Below are 19,022 nucleotides of genomic sequence, written 5' to 3'. Positions count from 1 at the left end.
GGCTTCCTCGTTCTTTTTACCAAAAGTTATTTTATAATATCTCTCAGTTCCAAAGCTTTGATAATTGCACGGTATCTTTCGATATCTTTCTTATACAAATAAGACAATAAGGAACGACGTTTACCTACCAACTTCTGCAAAGCTAACTGAGTGGAAAAATCTTTACGATTCTTTTTCAAATGTTCAGTTAAATGAGCAATACGTTTAGTAAATAATGCTACCTGTCCTTCGGTAGAACCCGTGTTCTTAGCATTTCCTGCAAATTCTGCGAAAATCCCTTCTTTGTACTCTTTACTTAAATACATTACCTGAATAATATTAAAGCGTTAATAAAAAAATTAATTGGCTGCAAAGGTAGTACAAATACGCCTGCTTTCCAAATAAAGCAGTAAATAATTAGAAATCATTTACTGCACAGTTCTACCTAAATTGTCCCTTAAGACTGAGAAATGCTTGATTAAGCCAAAATTTTCGCTATATTAGCGGGAATGATTAATAACTATGCTCGCTTTGAGAGCGAATTTAAAGTGCGGCCCGATGATATAGACATGTTTCAGCATGTGCATAACAGCAAGTATTTTGACTATGTATTAGCGGCGAGGTATGAGCAAATGGAACTATTTTATGGTATGACCATGGAAGAGTTTATGGAACAAGGCTTTGGGTGGGTAGTGCGTACGGCTCATGTTAACTACAAACGTCCGCTAAAATTAGGGCAATACTTCATTGTTGAAACAGGTGTAGATGAAATGAAAGACAAAGGATGTGTGGTAACTTTTGCTATAAAATTTAAAGATTCAGGAAAAGTTTCCTGCGATGGCTGGTTCGATTATGCGCTGATTGATCTCAAATCAGGGAAATCAGCCTTCATAACGGAGGAAATGCTGGAGAAATATTCGATTTAGCTATCTTGAAATTGGCTAATTAATAATTAGCCAATTGTTGTTTTTCCATCTATTCTACCAAAGCCTGTTCGATCAGTTCTGTATAAAAATCGGTTTCCTGAAGACCTGCAGCCCTAACTTGCTGTGGTATAAAACTTGTTTCGGTTTGCCCTGGAATCGTGTTGATTTCAATGAAATAAAACTTATCGGTTTCTCTTTCAAGAAAAAAATCAATGCGAACCAATCCTTTACAGTTTAATCTAATATAAACTTCCTTCACCAATTGCTCTACCCGACCTTGCTGCTCATTCGTTAAATCAGCCGGTGTAATTTCGTTTGTAAGCCCAGGGATGTATTTAGCTTCAAAATCAAAGAACTCCCGTGTAGTGATGACTTCTGTTGCCGGTAGTACTTTTAACCCTGCTTTACTATTATAAATACCTACAGAAAACTCCCTCCCGGAAACAAATTCTTCTACTAGAACCTGCTTCCCCGCATTCTCGGTACCCAATGCCCGATCAATAGCTGACGAAAGTTCGTCAAGTTGCTTTACTTTCGTCATACCGATGCTACTTCCTCCTCCATTTGGCTTTACGAAATAGGGCAGCTTCAGCTCATTCTTAACATTTATTTCACTAACCGCTCTCGTGGCAGGGGAAAGGCAAACTGATGGAGCTAAATATAAACCGTCAATTCCCTGCAATAAAGACTTAGTATAAGCTTTATTCATTGTCAAAGCCGACGTTAGTGTATCACAAGAAGTATACTTTAGTCCGATCATATCCAAATAACCTTGTAACCTTCCATCTTCACCAGGTGACCCATGGATCATAATAAATGCCAGGTCAAACTTAACGAGGCCGTCTTTAAGGGATAAGGTAAAATCATTTCGGTTTACTTCATGTTTAATCCCCGCATCATCTACATGGTACCAGCTTTCAGGAGTTAATATTATTTTATAAACATCAAATCGACTCGTCTGCAGCTTCTGCTCAACGAAAGCGGCACTTTTTAAGGAAATTTCTATCTCACCCGTAAATCCACCGGTAATTAATGCTATTTTTGCGCTCATATATCAGTAAAGTATTACCAGCAAAGATAATTGAATATTGTTATCTTTATTCATCGTCTTACAAGAATTGGCATACTTTTTACGTATTAGAATTAGGCTAAAAATTCAACGAGGACATCTTAGATGAACAAACTTTTTCAGTACTTAAGAACCCAAACATTCAGAAAGAATCTAATCATCGCCATTATATCCGGTGTGATTTTCCTTCTTTTACTTTTTTACAGCTTAAGGTTTTATACACGTCACGGAGAATCAATAGAAGTTCCAGCGCTAAAAGGGATAAGCATAGAAAATGCTATAGAAAAGCTGGAAGCCCAAGGCTTCCGATATCAAGTTGATTCTGTTTACCAAGCAGACAAGCAACCAGGATTAGTAATAGAACAGGATCCAGACCCAGGGACGAAAGTTAAATTAAACCGGACACTTTATTTAACAATTATTACAAAAAACGCTCCCGAGGTCCAGTTACCTAATTTGACAGAAATGGCACTCCTGGAAGCCATTTCTACGTTGAATAATTACGGCTTAAAATTGGGAGATACTATTTATATACCGGATATAGCTCGTGATCGCGTATTAGATGTTAAATATGCAGGACAAAAAATAAATGCCGGTCAACCAATTCCAAAGGGTAGCAAAATTGACTTGGTTCTTGGGAACGGAATGGGTGATAGCGAAGTAGCCGTGCCTAATCTGGTTGGATACACCCTTGATGAAGCTATATTCTCGCTAAAAGGGGCATCGTTAACGTTAGGAACTGTAAAATATATGGGGCCCGTTGTAGACAGTGCTAGCGCGCGCGTCGTTAGCCAAACACCGGAAGCAGATACTTCTAACATGAAAAAAGTGAGCATTGGCACACCCGTAAACTTAGCTTTGAGCAATTAAATCTTTACAATTGTTAAATATCGCAGCATGGAGACAGTTCCTACACCAAAGAAAAGGTCAATAGGCAAAAGGATTATTAGCGTCATCATACTAATTGCTTTGTTGGCAGGTAGTGTTATTGCATATACTTACTATAAGAGATATTTTGCACCTAATGTAACGGAATCAGAAGAATATCTATATGTTAGAACCGGGGCTTCCTTCGATAATTTAATGGAAGAGCTGGGAGAGAAAAACATCTTGGTGGATACCGCCAGTTTCCGGTGGGCTGCAGAGAAAATGGAATATCCATCTCGCATCAAACCGGGAAAATACAAGTTAAAAGGAGGCATGAACAACCGATCGCTAATTAATATGCTGGGTGGTGGATTCCAAGAACCTGTAAAATTACGTTTTCAAAACATTCGATTAAAAGATCAGTTTGCCGGCTACATCGGCACCCAAATAGAGCCCGATTCCTCTATCCTTATCACCTTGTTGGACAGCGACACACTAGCCGCTAAGTACGGATTCAATACCGATAACTTCTTCACGATGTTTATTCCAAATACATACGAAATGTATTGGAATATCTCGGCCAATGACTTTTTTGACAGAATGAATAAGGAGTATAATAACTTTTGGACTGAGGAACGCAGGAAAAAAGCTGAGTCTATTAACTTAACCCCCATCCAAGTCAGTATATTGGCATCCATTGTAAAAGGCGAGGCGTTACATACGGACGAAATGCCTAAAATAGCAGGCTTATATTTGAACAGATTACAAAAAGGCATATTACTCCAAGCTGATCCCACGGTGATTTTTGCTACAAATGATTTTACTATTCGGAGGGTACTAAATAGACATTTACGCACAGACTCTCCTTATAACACTTACATTTATAAAGGTTTGCCGCCCGGGCCGATAATGATGCCAAGTATTGCCTCAATTGATGCAGTTCTTAATTATCAAAAGCACAATTACATTTACATGTGTGCAAAAGAAGATTTTTCGGGTTATCACAATTTTTCAACTAATCAGGCCGAGCATTTGATTAATGCAAGGAAATTTCAACAAGCTTTAAACGAACGAAACATCAAAAGATAAACATGTTAACCTTCGAAACCCAAGTAAGAGTGAGATATGGTGAAACCGATCAAATGGGCTACGTCTACTATGGCAATTATGCCGAATACTATGAAGTAGCGCGGGTAGAAATGCTTCGTAGCTTAGGCACTTCCTACAAAGAAATGGAAGCGAGAAGGGTTATGATGCCTGTTTTAGATTTAACATGTAAATATATTAAACCGGCAACATACGACGAATTGCTAACTATAAAAGTGTCTATTCGAAGTAAACCGTCTTTACGGATTAAATTCGACTATGAGCTTTTTAATGAAAGCATGGAGTTAATCAACACAGGAGCCACGACACTTGTGTTTATTGATATGGATAAGAATAAACCGTGCCTGCCTCCGCAAGACTTTCAGAATCGATTAGCGCCACATTTCGAGGAGGGTAAATGAGTTGGTTACACCGAAAATTGCTAAACCTAAAGCCCTACTATCTTTTTATTGAGTGGACGAAGGTCGTCGTGCTCCCTGGTTTTGGCAAATTACCTCTTTATACAGTAGGCCTTTTCTTTTTTCAGGAAATTGCCAGGGAATCACTTCTAAACAAAGCTTCCTCCCTGGCCTACTCTTTTATGCTGGCCATTTTTCCGGGTATCATTTTTCTGTTTACACTTATTCCTTATATCAAGGTATTCATCGACGATTTTCAGGAGCAATTATTAGAATTTATGCAGATGATTTTACCTGAAAATGCATACAAAACAATTGAATCTACTTTACTGGATATCGTTACTAATCAAAATAGCGGATTGCTCTCATTTGGTTTCCTTATGGCTATGATTTTTGCCACTAATGGTATTCATAGCTTGATGCGAGCTTTCAATAAGTCTTCCTTGGTATTGGAAAGTAGGAGCTTCGTAAAACAGCGACTGGTTGCACTCGCATTGGCCATTATGATTATTATGGCATTGACTATAGGGATGGGTATCGTTACGCTGGCATCCTTTATTATCAACCATTTAAAAAACACCATTGAAATTACCGGTGGTTTTTGGACTTGGCTTATCGGAATTACACGCTGGATTATATTATTGGGCATCTACTTTTTCACACTCAGTATTCTTTACAAATATGGCCCCTCTTCCTCAAGAAAGTGGAGCTTTTTTAGCCCCGGAGCTACTTTAGCTACTGTCTTAGCCGCTCTTACATTTTGGGGCTTTGCCTTCTACATCAATAACTTTAACACGTATAATAAACTCTACGGTTCAATAGGGACGCTGATCGTCATCATGATCTGGTTATACCTAAATTCGCTTATCTTGCTAATCGGTTTTGAACTCAATGCGAGTATCGCGTTGTCCAAGCAGAGTATAAAAATAGTAAAACCTCGATTTAACAGCTTTAAAACCGAGGTAAAAGGTGAAAACAAATTTAAATAACGCACGTAACGGCGTAAACTATACCGTAGATTAATTCGTTTTCTCCAGCGCGGCCTTTGCCTCTTTTTCTCTTTCCTTTGCTTGCTTTTTGAAGAAGCCTCTGAACAAGAAATTATGTTGAAGTGCTTCCATGTTTTGATTTAACTTATCAGTACTTTCCTCCAAATTACACATGGTCTGCTTCATGGTAACCGCCATTTCCTGATCATTTAAAAGCGCTCCTAACGTGTTATCTTTACTGTTCATCTTTTCGCTTGCCTTGGTAAGATTTGCGGTCAAAGCTGCTGCACTCTGCGTAACTCCTTGTAACTGCGCGGCTGAGCTGCGTAGGCTTTGGTAAACACTGGTATCCGTTAAAATCTCATTAGCTAAAGAACCTTCCGTATTCAATTTGGTAGTAAAAGCATTTAAAGCACTAGATACTTTAGCTGTATTCGCAGCGGTCTGTGTCAGACTCGCCATGATCGCCCTTACCTGAAGAGCCATGGTTGAATCCGTGAGGATAGCACCAATTGTTCCTTCCCCGTTAGCTATTTTTTCGCTTAACTTCTTTACATCGCTGGTAATGGCAACCAGATTTTGATTGTTCACCTGTAAAGTAGCCATCATTTCTTCTGTGTCAATACTTTTTACCGATTGCAGTAGATCACCTTCTTCAACTACCGCAACGTTCGGACTCCCCCCTTGTATAACAATAATCTTATTCCCGATAAAACCTTCAGAACTTACACGAACTTCTGCGTCTTTACGGATATAATCCTGTGATTTTTGCTCGATATTGAAATCAATCTCTACATGCGAGTTCTCAATTAACTTGATATTCTTGATGGTTCCGATTTTGACACCGGAGAAATAGACGTTGTTCCCTGCTTTTAATCCTCCGGCGTTAGTTAATATTGTTCTAAGCCCAATAGTTTTTGTAAAACGCTTTTGATTTCCGCCAAGAACGAAGATTGCCGTAACAAAAAATATAATCCCTAATAAGGTAAACAAACCTACAATAACCGACTTTTTACTATCTGAATTATTAGCCATATACTATGCAATAAAATTATAATCATAAAATGCTTTGACACGTGCGTCATCCGAATCAAAAATATCATTGAATCGGCCTTGTCGTTCAAACTTTCCGTCCAATAACATAACAATACGATCACCAACCTCTTTTGCACAGGTAAGATCGTGTGTAATAATAATGGACGATGTTTTATATATCTGTTGTACTTCGTTGATCAGATTATTGATCTCTGTACAGGTTATCGGATCTAAACCAGCTGTCGGTTCATCATACAACATAATATCCGGTCGCAAGATTAAGGTCCGAGCTATACCTATTCGCTTGCGCTGCCCGCCTGATAATTCGGACGGCATTTGATTCAACGCCTGCAATAAACCAACGGAGTCCAGCACTTCACGTACCTCTCTATCAATCTCCGCTCTCGTTAACGAACGTTTATTTCTAACAAGAGGAAATTCAAGGTTCTCACGCACGGTCATGCTATCGTACAGCGCGCTGTTTTGAAAAGAAAAACCGATTCGTAACCGCAAAGCCATTAGTTCTTTTTCATCGAGATCTCCTACTTCTTGTCCTAAAACATTGACTGTTCCTTCATCTGCCGAAAGCAAGCCCGATACAATTTTTATCAATACTGATTTGCCGGTACCTGACCGCCCTAAAACCACCAGATTCTCCCCTTCAAACAACTGTAAGTCTACACCTCGCAACACATGTAGATCTCCGAACGATTTACGAAGTCCTGAGATATTGATTACGGGATTCTGGTAATTAATATGAGATAGCTGCTTTTCCATTCTTATCCACGTATACTTTGAACAATCATTACAACTAATTGCTCCTCAATAAAAATGAGAAACATGGAAGCGACTACCGCTGCGTTGGCTGCTTTCCCTACACCTTCTGTTCCCTTGGAAGAGTTATACCCTTGGTAACAACCGACAATGCCAATAGTAAAACCAAAAAAAGCAGCTTTTATAATTGCCTGAAAAATATCCAGGAAAGTTACCGTTTCAAACACTTGATCGAAGAAGCTTATAAAGCTAACGGATTCATGCTGATAGACATTCAGAAAGGATCCCATAAGACCAACAAACCCTGTATAGCAGCTTAAAATAGGAATCATAATAGTGGTAGCCAGCACCCTACTCACGACTAGGAATTTAAATGGATTAGTTCCCGAAACTTCCATCGCATCGATTTGTTCTGTCACCTTCATGGACCCCAGCTCTGCGCCAATGTTAGATCCTACTTTCCCTGCAGCGATTAAGGCCGTTACCAAAGGCGCCAATGCACGTACAATGGCAATAGCGATCAGTGACGGTAGCATGGCCGTCGCACCGAAGTCTTCTAAAGATGGTCTCGATTGATTTGTAAATACAATACCGGTAATAAAACCAGTCAAAGAGATCAGTGGTAAAGATTTTACACCAACTTCATAACATTGATTTATGATCTCCTTAAATTCATAAGGTGGCATAACTAACTCTTTGAAGAATCGCATGATAAAGTGATGTACATTACCCAGCTGAATAAGCTTTTGGTCTATTTTCTTAGAAATCATTAGTTCTATTTATCAGCTATGGGCACAAAGGATGCCAAGTGCCTTTTTTTGCAAAAGTAGTTTTTTATTGAATAAATTCCTGATTTAGTAACATAAAAGTTAATCCTCTTTTGTCTTTTTTCCTTTTATGATATTTTCGTGAATTTTTTAATCTTTGTTCCTTCGTGTTAATTCTAAAAGACTTACTTTTAAACATTCGTTTGATATCTTTTGAATTCAACTGTTACATTTTTTTTACTTTTTAACCATTACTTAACTAAATTTAAATCTATGACCAATAGAAGGAAATTTATTCAAAATTTGGCTCTTGGCACCTCCGTAGCACTAAGCTTTCCTAAAATCGTCGCTGCTGCCGGTATAAAGGGAACATCGATTAACTTAAACGTAAATGATGTCATTTTGTTTCAAGGAGATTCCATAACAGATGCCGGTAGAGACAAAAAGAAGGAGCAAGCCAATGATCCTGCAACGCTTGGAAACGGCTATTCCTTTGTTGCTGCCTCACAGCTATTGTTAAAAAGAGCTTCGCTTAATCTTCAGATTTTTAATAAAGGCATTAGTGGCAACAAAGTTTATCAATTAGCAGATCGATGGGACGATGATTGCTTAAGGTTAAAACCGAACGTATTGAGTATTTTAATAGGAGTAAACGATTATTGGCACACCCTTGCTAAAGAAAATCCCTATCAAGGAACAATTGACACCTACAAAAAAGATTTAAAAAGTTTATTAGTGCGAACAAAAAAAGAATTACCTGAAGTGCAACTGATCATAGGCGAACCTTTTGCTGTAAAGGATGTTCGGGCAGTAACAGATGAATGGTATCCTAAATTCAATGAATATAGAATGGCGGCAAAGGAAATCGCCAATGAATTCAATGCTGTTTTTATTCCCTATCAACAAGTATTTGATGAAGCGATCAAACAGGCTCCAGCAAATTACTGGACGGGCGACGGTGTACATCCCAGCTTGGCAGGTGCGGCTCTAATGGCTCAAGCATGGCTTAAAGCAGTCGGCCTCTAGTTACTTTGGATGAATAGCCATTGATCAACGGATTTACCTAATTTTACCGATTAATGACTATTCCCGATTTTAGATAAACTCGTTTGATTTAAACCATTGGCCGTATGGCTTAGCATATAAAATGACACCTTCTCACATCACGTTAAACTCTGTGTTGGATAATGATTTTTACAAATTCACTATGCAACATGCCGTGTTTAAATTATTTCCAAAAGCTAAGGCAAAGTACGAATTCATCAATCGTGGAAATCACCACTTCCCTTCCGGCTTTGCAGATGCACTTAGAGCCTCCGTTAACAGCATGGCAGGTCTACACTTAACTCGCGAGGAGAAAAAATACCTAAGAGATACCTGTCCTTACCTCGACCCCACCTACCTCGACTTTTTACAAGGCTATCGTTATGACCCTGATGAAGTAATAATATCGCAGGAAGGTCCCAATCTGTTGGTTAAAATTACCGGGTATTGGTATCGAACCATCTTATGGGAAGTGCCTATCATGTCGCTGATATCCGAGCTCTACTATAAACTTAACCACCTTCAAGGCGATCAAGATGAGCAAATTATTACAACAGCAAAAAATAAGATTGAACAATACAATAAGTTGGGGGTAACCATTGCCGAATTCGGCACGCGTAGGCGTCATGCTTATCATACACATCGTTTAGTTGTACAAACTTTAAAACAATACGGTAATACCAGCTTCATCGGAACCAGCAATGTGCATATGGCTATGCTTAACCAAACCAAACCAATAGGTACGCATGCACATGAGTGGTTTATGTTCCATGCAGCTAAATATGGCTTTAAGATGGCTAATGGCTTAGGGTTAGAGCATTGGGTTAATGTGTATAGAGGTGATTTAGGAATAGCGCTTTCAGATACTTATACCACCGATGTATTTTTTTCTCAGTTTGATAAAATGTTCACTAAGCTTTTTGATGGTGTAAGACATGATAGTGGCGATCCCCTTGATTTTGCCGACAAAACTATCGCACACTATAAAAGTAAAGGGATAAATCCCATATCCAAAACCATCATTTTTTCTGATGGACTTAACTATGAAAAGGTCGAACGAATTGCTAAACATTGCCAGGGAAAAATCGGAATATCTTTTGGTATAGGTACAAATTTCACAAATGATGTAGGGCTAACGCCCATGAATATTGTTGTTAAAATGACCGAAGCGTACCCGGAAGAAGCATACTGGACACCGGTAGTAAAGCTTTCCGACGTAAAAGGCAAATATACGGGAGACCCAGATATGATTGAATTGAGCAAAACTATCCTTGGCATCAATGACTAACTAGGTCCTAAGTTTATTATAATGAATCAAGATGTTTACGGAGCTGCCCTGTTTGACTTTTATAAAACAGGAAAAACTGCACCATTGATATTACATAATAATTACGGTGAAGATGAGGAAATGCCGGTAGATCTATTCTTTAGAGAAGAAGAGGAGTTTCCTGAGCTGGAATTCATCGCACTTTCATTGTGCGATGGTGTTGTATTAGATGTAGGAGCCGGAGCCGGCAGCCATTGTCTCTACTTACAAAATAGAGGTTTTGAGGTCACCGCCTTGGAGATTTCGAAGACTGCATGCGAAATCATGAAGGATCGGGGAGTAAAACAGGTGGTGAACGCTAATATTTTCCATTATAGAAAGAAAAAATTCGATACGATACTTTTTCTAATGAATGGCATCGGTCTGGTGGAAACCATACATGGCTTAAAACAACTTCTTATTCATTGTAAACAGATTTTAAAGAAAGGCGGCCAATTATTATTCGACTCATCTGACATTGCTTACTTGTACGAGGGCCATATCCCAGCCGCTGGGGCTTATTATGGAGAGGTGAAATTTCAATATGAATATAAAGGCCAAAGAGGCGCTTCATTTGGATGGTTGTATATCGACCAAGATACGCTCATCAAAATTGCCCGGCAAGATGGCTGGGTGGTTCAAATACTATACGAAGATGAAAACGACCAATATCTTGTCCGATTGTCGCTCCGCGATTAATTTTTCAATAGACGCTGAATTTCATCGAGTTTCATTAAGGCCTCAACAGGAGTTAATGCATTGACATCCAAGTTATTTAACATATCACGGATTTTGACTAAAATCGGGTCGTCAATTGAAAACATTTGCAGCTGGTAAGCCTGCTTCTGTATCTTCTTCATGCTATCCTTAATATGTTCGCCACCTGTTCGTTCCTGTTCAAGCCTTTTTAGTATTTCGTTAGCCCTCACAACAAGCTTGGCAGGCATGCCCGCCATCTTAGCAACATGGATTCCGAAACTATGTTCGCTACCACCGGGAACGAGTTTACGAAGAAAAATAATTTTATTATTTACTTCTTTTACCGAAACGTTGAAGTTCTTTATCCGATTAAAAGTATTTGTCAGTTCATTCAGCTCATGATAGTGCGTCGCAAACAAAGTTTTTGCCTTGGCAGAAGGGTGGTTATGCAAGTATTCGGCAATGGCCCAAGCGATTGATATCCCATCATAAGTACTTGTTCCACGGCCAATCTCATCTAGTAAAATAAGGCTTCTATCGGATAAATTATTAAGAATGCTGGCCGTTTCATTCATTTCGACCATAAATGTGGATTCACCTGATGACAGATTATCAGAGGCTCCAACCCGAGTAAAAATCTTATCTACCAAACCAATTTCGGCATGTTTTGCCGGAACGAAACATCCCATCTGTGCCATTAGTACAATTAAGCCTGTTTGTCGTAATAGAGCAGATTTACCCGCCATGTTGGGTCCTGTTATGATAATGATTTGTTGACTGTCACTATCTAAAAACACGTCATTGGTAATATATTCTTCACCAATCGGCAAATTTTTTTCGATCACCGGATGACGCCCGCCCTTGATATCAATGAGTTTACCATCGTTGATGATAGGCTTCACATAATGGTTCTTATGAGCAATTGTTGCAAAGTTCAACAGTACGTCCAGTTGAGAAATTAAATTGGCATTCAGTTGAACGGGCTTTATATAGTCAAGCAGCGAAGCGAGAAGTTCGTTATATAAACGATTTTCTATGACTTGTATCTTATCTTCCGCTCCAAGAATCTGTTCTTCATATTCTTTTAACTCATTGGTAATATAACGTTCTGCATTCACCAGGGTTTGCTTTCTTACCCAATCAGCGGGTACCTTGTCTTTATGGGCATTGGTCACCTCAAGATAGTACCCAAACACATTATTAAAAGAAATCTTTAAAGACGGGATACCGGTAATTTCCGACTCGCGCTTCTGAATTTCAAGTAAATAATCTTTTCCTCCGAATGCAACCTTACGTAAGCGATCAAGCTCTGCATCCACTCCATCAGCAATTACATTCCCTTTAATCAATAACACAGGAGGCTCCGATTTCAACTCCTTTTCTATCCGATCGCAAATTATTTTACAGGGGTTTAATTGCTCTGCAATCACATTTAAGGCCTGAGCGTCCGCAGTAGCCGTCAGCTCTTTAAGTCGTCCGATAGCTTGCAAAGCTCTTTTTAACTGAACCAGTTCCCTCGGATTTGCTTTTTGCAGTCCGATTTTACTTATCAATCGCTCCAAATCACCGATCTGTTTAATCTCTTGCGTCAGTTGTTCCCGTAGATCGGCTCGTTTTAAAAGGTACTCCACAACCTCTAATCGCTCCGTAATTGGTCGTTTGTCTTTTAAAGGCATAACCATCCAACGTTTCAACAACCGGGCGCCCATTGGAGATGAAGTACTGTCCAATACGTCGGCTAATGTAATGGCATTTTCATTAGCTGAACCGATCAATTCTAAATTACGGACGGTAAATCGATCCAACCACATGTAACGATCTTCCTCAATCCGTGCAATGTTAGAGATATGCTGTAAGTTCCGATGTTCCGCTTCGTTCAAATAGTGCAAAGCAACCCCCGCCGCTACAATAGCAAGATGCATACGGTCAATTCCAAATCCCTTTAGGGAATTAACTTCGAAGTGCTTCAGAAGCGTTTCTTTCGCATAATCGCCGCTATAGGGCCATTCATCTAATGTATAAGTGTAAAATCGATCGCTGAACTGATCTACAAAATCGCTATAAGAACGTTTCGGCAGGATAATTTCACTTGGCTTAAACCCTTGCAACAATTTATCAATATAGTCACCACTTCCTTGCGCAACTAAAAACTCACCTGTTGAAATGTCTAAAAAGGAAACACCTATTGCATTCTTATCAAGATACAAGGAAGCTAAATAATTATTAGCCTTTTGTTGAATGATATTATCATTGTAAGATACACCCGGAGTTACCAATTCTGTCACTCCCCTTTTTACAATCGTTTTTACAGATTTAGGATCTTCCAGTTGATCGCAGATTGCAACTCGCTGTCCCGCCCTCACCAGTTTCGGCAGATAAGTTTCTAATGAGTGATGAGGAAATCCGGCCAATTCGGTTTCAGAAGCACTGCCATTACCACGCTTAGTTAAAACGATGCCCAATATTTCCGCTGCTTTAACGGCATCGGAACCAAAGGTTTCATAAAAGTCACCGACTCTAAATAATAACAAAGCACCGGGATATTTTGCTTTGATACTATTGTATTGCTGCATTAATGGAGTTTCTTTCTTTGCTGTCTTTGCCAAAATCAACTTTCTTTAGGGGCGTAAAAATAAAATAAAATTGGGAATTAGCGGCCGCACTTCGCCGCTATATTTGTTTTGTTACTTATTTACCAGTCCTCTTCGTCCGGCTCTATTCCTAGGATGTTATTATAAACCGCTTGAAGTTCGGAGAAAGCATGCATATCATTCGCTTGCTTCGCTACGTCCATACCTCTTTGATAGGTGGCTATCGCATCATTTTCCCTTCCCAATGACTCATATAGTTTACCAAAATGGTAATAAGTACCGACATAATCCGGCCGCTTATCTACAAGTTCCTGAAAATAACGTAAGGCTTTAGTCGAATTCTCCCTTTTAACGTACTCTGTAGCAATTGCATATAAAATAAAAGGTTCATCAGGACTTGCCTCTAGAAATTTAAAAAGTTGCTCCAAACGGTCATTGCTCATAGATTCAGCGGTTAAAATTTAATTATTATGTGATTTTTCCTATCTTTAGAACTTTAGAAGCCAAAGATAAAAAAGTACGGTTCTTTTCACAAAGACAGAAGATAACTTCCTCTATCATTGGTTCAAGCGGGGAATCAATTTATTATTTAAATGCAGCAATTATGAAAATACTCGTGTGTATCAGTCATGTTCCGGACACTACGTCAAAAATCACATTTTCTGAAGATAAAACTTCTTTCAACAATACAGGTATTCAATTTATCATCAATCCCTATGACGAAATAGCGCTCGCCAGAGCGATCGAATTAGCAGAAGGAGGTAAAGGGACTGTTACGGTAATAAACATAGGCGAGGTAAGCACTGAGCCAACCATTAGAAAAGCACTAGCCACAGGAGCAGACGATGCTGTGCGAGTTAATGCCGCACCACGCGATGCCTGGTTTGTAGCCAAACAGATTGCAAACTATGCAAATGGAAAGCAATTTGATTTGATTTTGACAGGTCGTGAATCTATTGACTACAACGGAGTACAGGTAGCTGGTTTTTTAGGAGAGTTTCTTAACATTCCGTCCATTTCTATCGCAAAAAAAATTGATATTCATGAGAAAACGGCATTGGTAGAACGTGAGATCGAGGGCGGTAAGGAAATTATTTCCAGTCCCCTACCCTTGGTTGTCGGGACTGCAGAAGGCGTAGCAGAACCGCGCATACCGAATATGCGAGGCATCATGTCTGCTCGCACAAAACCGTTGGAGGTTATTGAAGCCATTGAAGTGGAAACACTAACCAAAATAGTGCAATATGAAAGTCCTGCTCCAAGGGGAGCAGTTACGCTAATAGATGCGGCCGAACCTGAAAAATTAATTGAACTATTACATACAAAAGCACGTGTAATCTAGTATGGCATTAAAAAGACCCATACTTTGAGGTAAAACCATATACAATAATTTAAATCGAAAAAAGATGTCGGTATTAGTATTTGTAGAGAATATAGAAGGTGTCTTTAAGAAATCCGCACATGAAGTGGTTTCTTATGCTAAAGCCATCGCGAACACCATTAATCAGCCCTTAGTTGCACTTTCTATTGGCGATGTAAAGGATGAAAACCTTAAAGGACTAAGCAAATACGGCGCAAATAGAATATTAACTGCTAATTCAGATAAACTTAAATCTTTCGTAAATCAAGCTTATGCATCCATTATAGAAGCAGCCGCGAGGCAAGAAAATTCGTCCATTGTTGTGCTATCCAATTCGTTCAGTGGCAAGGGATTGGCCCCGCGGCTGGCAGCAAAACTCGTTGCTGGTTTAGCAAATGGTGTGGTGGAGTTACCAACGATTGAAGGCAGTATATTACGTGTTAAAAAAACTGCATTTTCAGGCAAGGCATTCGCGGTCACCGAATTGAATTCAGCTGTTAAAGTTATTGCCTTAAATGCAAACGCCTTTGAATTAAGGGAGAGCCCTGTGGACGCAGAAATTGTTGCATTTGAAAACCAGCCTTCTCCCGATGATTTTGCCACTGTTGTAAAAGAAATTATTCGTGCCACCGACAAGGTTTCTTTACCCGAAGCAGAAATTGTGGTATCAGGAGGCAGAGGATTAAAAGGGCCGGAAAATTGGGGTATCATAGAAGAATTGGCCGAAGCGCTCGGGGCTGCAACTGCTTGTTCGAAACCCGTATCGGATGCAGGCTGGCGTCCCCATGCCGAACATGTCGGCCAAACCGGCATTGCGGTAAGTCCCAATCTGTATATCGCTATCGGAATTTCAGGCGCCATTCAGCATCTAGCAGGGATAAGTTCTTCAAAAACAATAGTAGTTATCAACAAAGATCCGGAAGCTCCTTTCTTTAAAGTGGCAGATTACGGTATCGTAGGAGATGCCTTTGAGATCGTTCCAAAAATTACAGCAGCAGTCAGATCATATAAAAATGGCTGAAATTTTCGATATTAGCTACTTCTTTTGATAAGGAGGTATCGTACTCTTTTGGACATGAGGAGACTGAATTTTATTATAAAGAAAAAAATTTATATTCATAAAGCGCTATTATAAAAAAAATAGCGCCGCTATGAAATGCTTTTTGCATATTTGCCTGCGAGAAATGAATAAGATCAAGTTAGAAATAGTAGGATTATCTTACAGCCAGACACAATCCGGGGCTTATGCTTTAGTATTAGGTGAAGTTAATGGCCGCAGAAGACTTCCTATAATTATCGGAGGGTTTGAGGCGCAAGCGATTGCCATTGAAATCGAGAAACTTACTCCCAGCAGACCTCTTACGCATGATTTGTTCAAAACTTTTGCTTCTACATTCGGAATTTCCATTCATGAAGTCATTATTTACAATCTAGTTGACGGAATTTTTTATGCAAAGTTAGTTTGCAATAATGGAAAAAAAGATATCGAAATAGATGCCAGGACCTCCGACGCTATCGCTCTGGCCATACGATTTGATTGCCCAATCTATACTTATGAGTTTATTCTTGCATCCGCAGGAATCGTTATTGAGGGAAATGATTTTGTGTTTTTAGAAAACCTGGAAACCCCTAGAGAGGAACAATCTACTGTGGCAGAAAGCTCGAAAACTGCCTATGCATCCTACACCGACGATGAACTAAAAGCAGCACTTCAACAAGCACTTCAAGAAGAAGCTTATGAAAAAGCGGCTAAAATACGTGATGAAATATCTCGAAGAAAGTCGTCATAATTCGAAAAGAAATGCAACATAAGCTGAGCTTTACATAAATATGTCTATAAAACTTAGATTGACGCTCATGAGCTTTCTACAGTTCTTTGTATGGGGAGCTTGGATGATTACAGTTGGCGTATATTGGTTTCAGCATAAACAATGGTCCGGCAGTGAATTTGGGGCTATTTTTTCTACACTAGGAATCTCTTCTTTATTTATGCCGGCGTTAACCGGCATCATCGCCGACAAATGGATTAATGTAGAGTTTCTTTATGGCATTTTGCACATTCTATTCGGGTGCACGTTTCTGTACCTACCTCATGTACAAGATCCTCAAACATTCTTTTGGGTGATTTTGATGGCCATGTTATTTTATATGCCAACAATAGCCCTATCTAATTCAATTGCATACATTCTGTTAAAAAAACATAAGTACAATGTAATTAAGGACTTTCCTCCTATTCGTGTATGGGGTACCATTGGTTTTATTGCAGCTATGTGGATGACGGATCTTACCGGCAACAAGGCCTTAGGGGGGCAGTTCTATATTTCCGCCATCGCTGCAATTACGTTGGGAATTTATTCTTTCACCCTCCCTCCTTGCCCTCCATTAAAATCGAAATCTGAAAATGCGTCTCTTAGTGGGCGCTTGGGATTAAATGCCTTTAAGCTGTTTCGTAATCCAAAAATGGCGCTTTTTTTCACCTTTTCCATGTTTCTAGGCGGAGCATTACAGCTGACAAATATGTACGGAGACGCTTATCTATCCGATTTTGGTAAAAATCCAATCTATACTGATTCTTTTGTAGTAAGACATTCCACTATCATATTATCCATTTCTCAAATTTCCGAAACAATCTTCATTCTAGCCATTCCCTTCTTTCTACGACGTTTTGGTATCAAGCAGGTTATGCTGATCAGTATGTTGGCTTGGGTATTGCGTTTTGGTTTATTGGCCTATGCTGATCCGATAAGCGGACTTTGGATGATCATTCTGTCCTGCATAGTGTATGGAATGGCTTTTGATTTTTTCAATATATCGGGATCTCTTTTCGTCGAAACAAGTACGGGAGCTAATATCCGTTCATCTGCTCAAGGTTTGTTCATGATGATGACGAACGGTTTTGGCGCTATCCTCGGAAGTTCAATCAGTGGCTACGTGATTGAACATTATTTTACCGAAATGGGTGGACAGATGATGTGGCAAGAGATCTGGATTTGTTTCGCTGCTTACGCGCTTGTGATCGCGTTCTTATTTTCATTCCTCTTTAAGCACAAACATGACCCCTCGGCCCTGGAAGAAATGAAAGAAATGACAGGTTAATCCTTATTGGTTAACCCGTTGCCGAATTGCTTCATAAATAATTACACCCGCACTTACAGACACATTTAAGGATGCAATGTCGCCAAACATGGGAATCTTGGCTAAATAGTCGGCATTCCGTATGATACTGTCAGATATACCCGTATCTTCTGCTCCCATTACAATTGCTGTTGGTGACTTAAAATCGGGTTTATAAATAGTGTCTCCCGTTTTTTCAGTACATGCTACAACTTGTAAACCGCTCTCTTGAAGGAACTTTATTACTTGCGTTAAGCTTTCGTGACGGCAAACGGCGATTTTATATAGAGCTCCTGCGGATGTTTTAATAGCGTCCGGATTAATCTCAGCCGATCCCTTAGTCGGAACTACCAGCGCATCCACCCCGGCACAAGCAGCAGTACGTGCTATCGCGCCAAAGTTACGGACATCGGTAATACCATCCAATATTAATATCAATGGCACCTTCCCTTCTTCGTATATAGTTGGAATAACGTCTTCTATTTTTTGATAGGTAATCGGCGAGATAACGGCGATGACCCCCTGGTGATTTTTCCGGGTTATACGATCGAGCTTCTCTATCGGAACTTGCTGATAACTGATATTTCTATTACGTAAAACATCTTTCAACTCTTTAAATAACTCGCCGGTCAATCCTCGCTGTATAAATAAAGATTCGATTTCCTTTCCACTATCAATAGCTTCAATTACCGCTCTAATACCAAAAACCATTTGATTGCTTTCCCTTTTTATGGGTTTTGAAAATTGACGCATGCTTATGTAAATTAGGCGTGCAAGTTACCAAATATATTCTCAATATCCTTTTTTCATTTTTATGATATATTTAATTCATTTTAGCCGCAATTTTCATACCGTAGATTCATGAGAAATCTCTTGTTTCTTTCTTTCCTAAAATTGTTAAGCACATCTAAACTAACATATAAAAAGTTATTCACATTAGTTTTAAGCAATTGATTTTAAAATACTTTACGCAATGATTAACATTTTATTCACATCA

The 19,022-nt window shown here is 39.2% G+C and carries 20 protein-coding genes; 12 read left to right on the top strand and 8 right to left on the bottom strand.

Annotated elements, in window-relative coordinates; genetic code table 11:
• Nucleotides 1–26: 26 nt before the first annotated feature.
• The gene (gene rpsO, locus E0E36_RS19390) at nucleotides 27–305 is read right to left on the bottom strand and encodes a 30S ribosomal protein S15 (protein ID WP_013666341.1); all 279 of its coding nucleotides are present in this window, start codon (nucleotides 303–305) and stop codon (nucleotides 27–29) included.
• Between the two features lie 183 nt (nucleotides 306–488).
• Here rpsO and E0E36_RS19385 point away from each other — a divergent pair, with 183 nt between their 5' ends.
• The gene (locus E0E36_RS19385; protein ID WP_130857387.1) at nucleotides 489–905 is read left to right on the top strand and encodes an acyl-CoA thioesterase; all 417 of its coding nucleotides are present in this window, start codon (nucleotides 489–491) and stop codon (nucleotides 903–905) included.
• 49 nt (nucleotides 906–954) lie between these two features.
• Here the strand turns inward: E0E36_RS19385 and E0E36_RS19380 are convergent, their stop codons facing one another.
• Complete coding sequence (locus E0E36_RS19380; RefSeq protein ID WP_130857386.1) at nucleotides 955–1,956, bottom strand: D-alanine--D-alanine ligase; 1,002 nt, start codon at nucleotides 1,954–1,956, stop codon at nucleotides 955–957.
• A 123-nt stretch (nucleotides 1,957–2,079) separates the two neighbouring features.
• On the opposite strand from E0E36_RS19380, the gene E0E36_RS19375 reads away from it, so the two are divergent.
• From E0E36_RS19375 to E0E36_RS19360, 4 genes are read left to right on the top strand one after another with little or no spacing between them, the layout of a single operon-like run.
• The gene (locus tag E0E36_RS19375; RefSeq protein ID WP_130857385.1) at nucleotides 2,080–2,844 is read left to right on the top strand and encodes a PASTA domain-containing protein; all 765 of its coding nucleotides are present in this window, start codon (nucleotides 2,080–2,082) and stop codon (nucleotides 2,842–2,844) included.
• Between the two features lie 27 nt (nucleotides 2,845–2,871).
• Nucleotides 2,872–3,930, top strand: coding sequence for an endolytic transglycosylase MltG (mltG, locus tag E0E36_RS19370; RefSeq protein WP_130857384.1), 1,059 nt, complete (start codon nucleotides 2,872–2,874; stop codon nucleotides 3,928–3,930).
• Nucleotides 3,931–3,932: 2 nt separating this feature from the next.
• On the top strand, nucleotides 3,933–4,349 hold the full coding sequence (locus tag E0E36_RS19365; protein WP_130857383.1) for an acyl-CoA thioesterase: 417 nt from the start codon (nucleotides 3,933–3,935) through the stop codon (nucleotides 4,347–4,349).
• Nucleotides 4,346–5,335, top strand: coding sequence for a YihY/virulence factor BrkB family protein (locus tag E0E36_RS19360; RefSeq protein WP_130857382.1), 990 nt, complete (start codon nucleotides 4,346–4,348; stop codon nucleotides 5,333–5,335). Before E0E36_RS19365 ends, E0E36_RS19360 begins: the two co-directional genes overlap by 4 nt.
• Nucleotides 5,336–5,365: 30 nt before the next feature.
• Here the strand turns inward: E0E36_RS19360 and E0E36_RS19355 are convergent, their stop codons facing one another.
• Genes E0E36_RS19355 through E0E36_RS19345 form a run of 3 tightly spaced genes read right to left on the bottom strand, consistent with a single transcriptional unit; the run spans nucleotide 5,366 to nucleotide 7,914 of the window.
• Nucleotides 5,366–6,370 (bottom strand): MlaD family protein, encoded by a 1,005-nt coding sequence (locus E0E36_RS19355; RefSeq protein ID WP_013666334.1) that lies wholly within the window; start codon nucleotides 6,368–6,370, stop codon nucleotides 5,366–5,368.
• A 3-nt stretch (nucleotides 6,371–6,373) separates the two neighbouring features.
• Entirely contained in the window at nucleotides 6,374–7,147 is a 774-nt protein-coding gene (locus tag E0E36_RS19350) for an ABC transporter ATP-binding protein (protein WP_013666333.1), read from the bottom strand.
• 2 nt (nucleotides 7,148–7,149) lie between these two features.
• The gene (locus tag E0E36_RS19345; protein ID WP_013666332.1) at nucleotides 7,150–7,914 is read right to left on the bottom strand and encodes an MlaE family ABC transporter permease; all 765 of its coding nucleotides are present in this window, start codon (nucleotides 7,912–7,914) and stop codon (nucleotides 7,150–7,152) included.
• Between the two features lie 270 nt (nucleotides 7,915–8,184).
• Between E0E36_RS19345 and E0E36_RS19340 the strand changes: the two genes are divergently transcribed.
• The 3 genes from E0E36_RS19340 to E0E36_RS19330 all read left to right on the top strand — a co-directional run bounded on the left by E0E36_RS19340 (nucleotide 8,185) and on the right by E0E36_RS19330 (nucleotide 10,960).
• Complete coding sequence (locus tag E0E36_RS19340; RefSeq protein ID WP_013666331.1) at nucleotides 8,185–8,937, top strand: SGNH/GDSL hydrolase family protein; 753 nt, start codon at nucleotides 8,185–8,187, stop codon at nucleotides 8,935–8,937.
• Between the two features lie 121 nt (nucleotides 8,938–9,058).
• Nucleotides 9,059–10,243: a nicotinate phosphoribosyltransferase gene (pncB, locus tag E0E36_RS19335; protein WP_013666330.1), complete on the top strand. Its 1,185-nt coding sequence runs from the start codon at nucleotides 9,059–9,061 to the stop codon at nucleotides 10,241–10,243.
• 21 nt (nucleotides 10,244–10,264) lie between these two features.
• Entirely contained in the window at nucleotides 10,265–10,960 is a 696-nt protein-coding gene (locus E0E36_RS19330) for a class I SAM-dependent methyltransferase (protein ID WP_013666329.1), read from the top strand.
• Here the strand turns inward: E0E36_RS19330 and mutS are convergent.
• Nucleotides 10,957–13,566, bottom strand: a complete 2,610-nt coding sequence (gene mutS / locus E0E36_RS19325; protein WP_041388326.1) for a DNA mismatch repair protein MutS — start codon at nucleotides 13,564–13,566, stop codon at nucleotides 10,957–10,959. The two genes, E0E36_RS19330 and mutS, sit on opposite strands and share 4 nt — an antisense overlap.
• Nucleotides 13,567–13,652: 86 nt before the next feature.
• Nucleotides 13,653–13,994: a tetratricopeptide repeat protein gene (locus E0E36_RS19320; RefSeq protein ID WP_130857381.1), complete on the bottom strand. Its 342-nt coding sequence runs from the start codon at nucleotides 13,992–13,994 to the stop codon at nucleotides 13,653–13,655.
• 161 nt (nucleotides 13,995–14,155) lie between these two features.
• On the opposite strand from E0E36_RS19320, the gene E0E36_RS19315 reads away from it, so the two are divergent.
• The 4 genes from E0E36_RS19315 (at nucleotide 14,156) to E0E36_RS19300 (ending at nucleotide 18,007) form a co-directional block, all read left to right on the top strand.
• Nucleotides 14,156–14,893, top strand: a complete 738-nt coding sequence (locus E0E36_RS19315) for an electron transfer flavoprotein subunit beta/FixA family protein (RefSeq protein ID WP_013666326.1) — start codon at nucleotides 14,156–14,158, stop codon at nucleotides 14,891–14,893.
• 64 nt (nucleotides 14,894–14,957) lie between these two features.
• Nucleotides 14,958–15,932 carry an electron transfer flavoprotein subunit alpha/FixB family protein gene (locus tag E0E36_RS19310; protein ID WP_130857380.1) on the top strand — a complete coding sequence of 325 codons (975 nt, stop codon included), beginning with the start codon at nucleotides 14,958–14,960 and terminating at the stop codon, nucleotides 15,930–15,932.
• 163 nt (nucleotides 15,933–16,095) lie between these two features.
• Complete coding sequence (locus E0E36_RS19305; RefSeq protein WP_041387430.1) at nucleotides 16,096–16,701, top strand: bifunctional nuclease family protein; 606 nt, start codon at nucleotides 16,096–16,098, stop codon at nucleotides 16,699–16,701.
• 40 nt (nucleotides 16,702–16,741) lie between these two features.
• Complete coding sequence (locus tag E0E36_RS19300; RefSeq protein ID WP_130857379.1) at nucleotides 16,742–18,007, top strand: nucleoside permease; 1,266 nt, start codon at nucleotides 16,742–16,744, stop codon at nucleotides 18,005–18,007.
• Nucleotides 18,008–18,010: 3 nt separating this feature from the next.
• Here E0E36_RS19300 and rlmB read toward each other — a convergent pair whose 3' ends face one another.
• Complete coding sequence (gene rlmB, locus E0E36_RS19295; RefSeq protein WP_130857378.1) at nucleotides 18,011–18,778, bottom strand: 23S rRNA (guanosine(2251)-2'-O)-methyltransferase RlmB; 768 nt, start codon at nucleotides 18,776–18,778, stop codon at nucleotides 18,011–18,013.
• Between the last annotated feature and the right edge of the window lie 244 nt (nucleotides 18,779–19,022).

The organism is Olivibacter jilunii (genome assembly GCF_900607235.1).
Taxonomy (GTDB): Bacteria; Bacteroidota; Bacteroidia; order Sphingobacteriales; family Sphingobacteriaceae; genus Olivibacter; species Olivibacter oleidegradans.
This window is presented reverse-complemented; position numbering and strand designations above follow the sequence as displayed.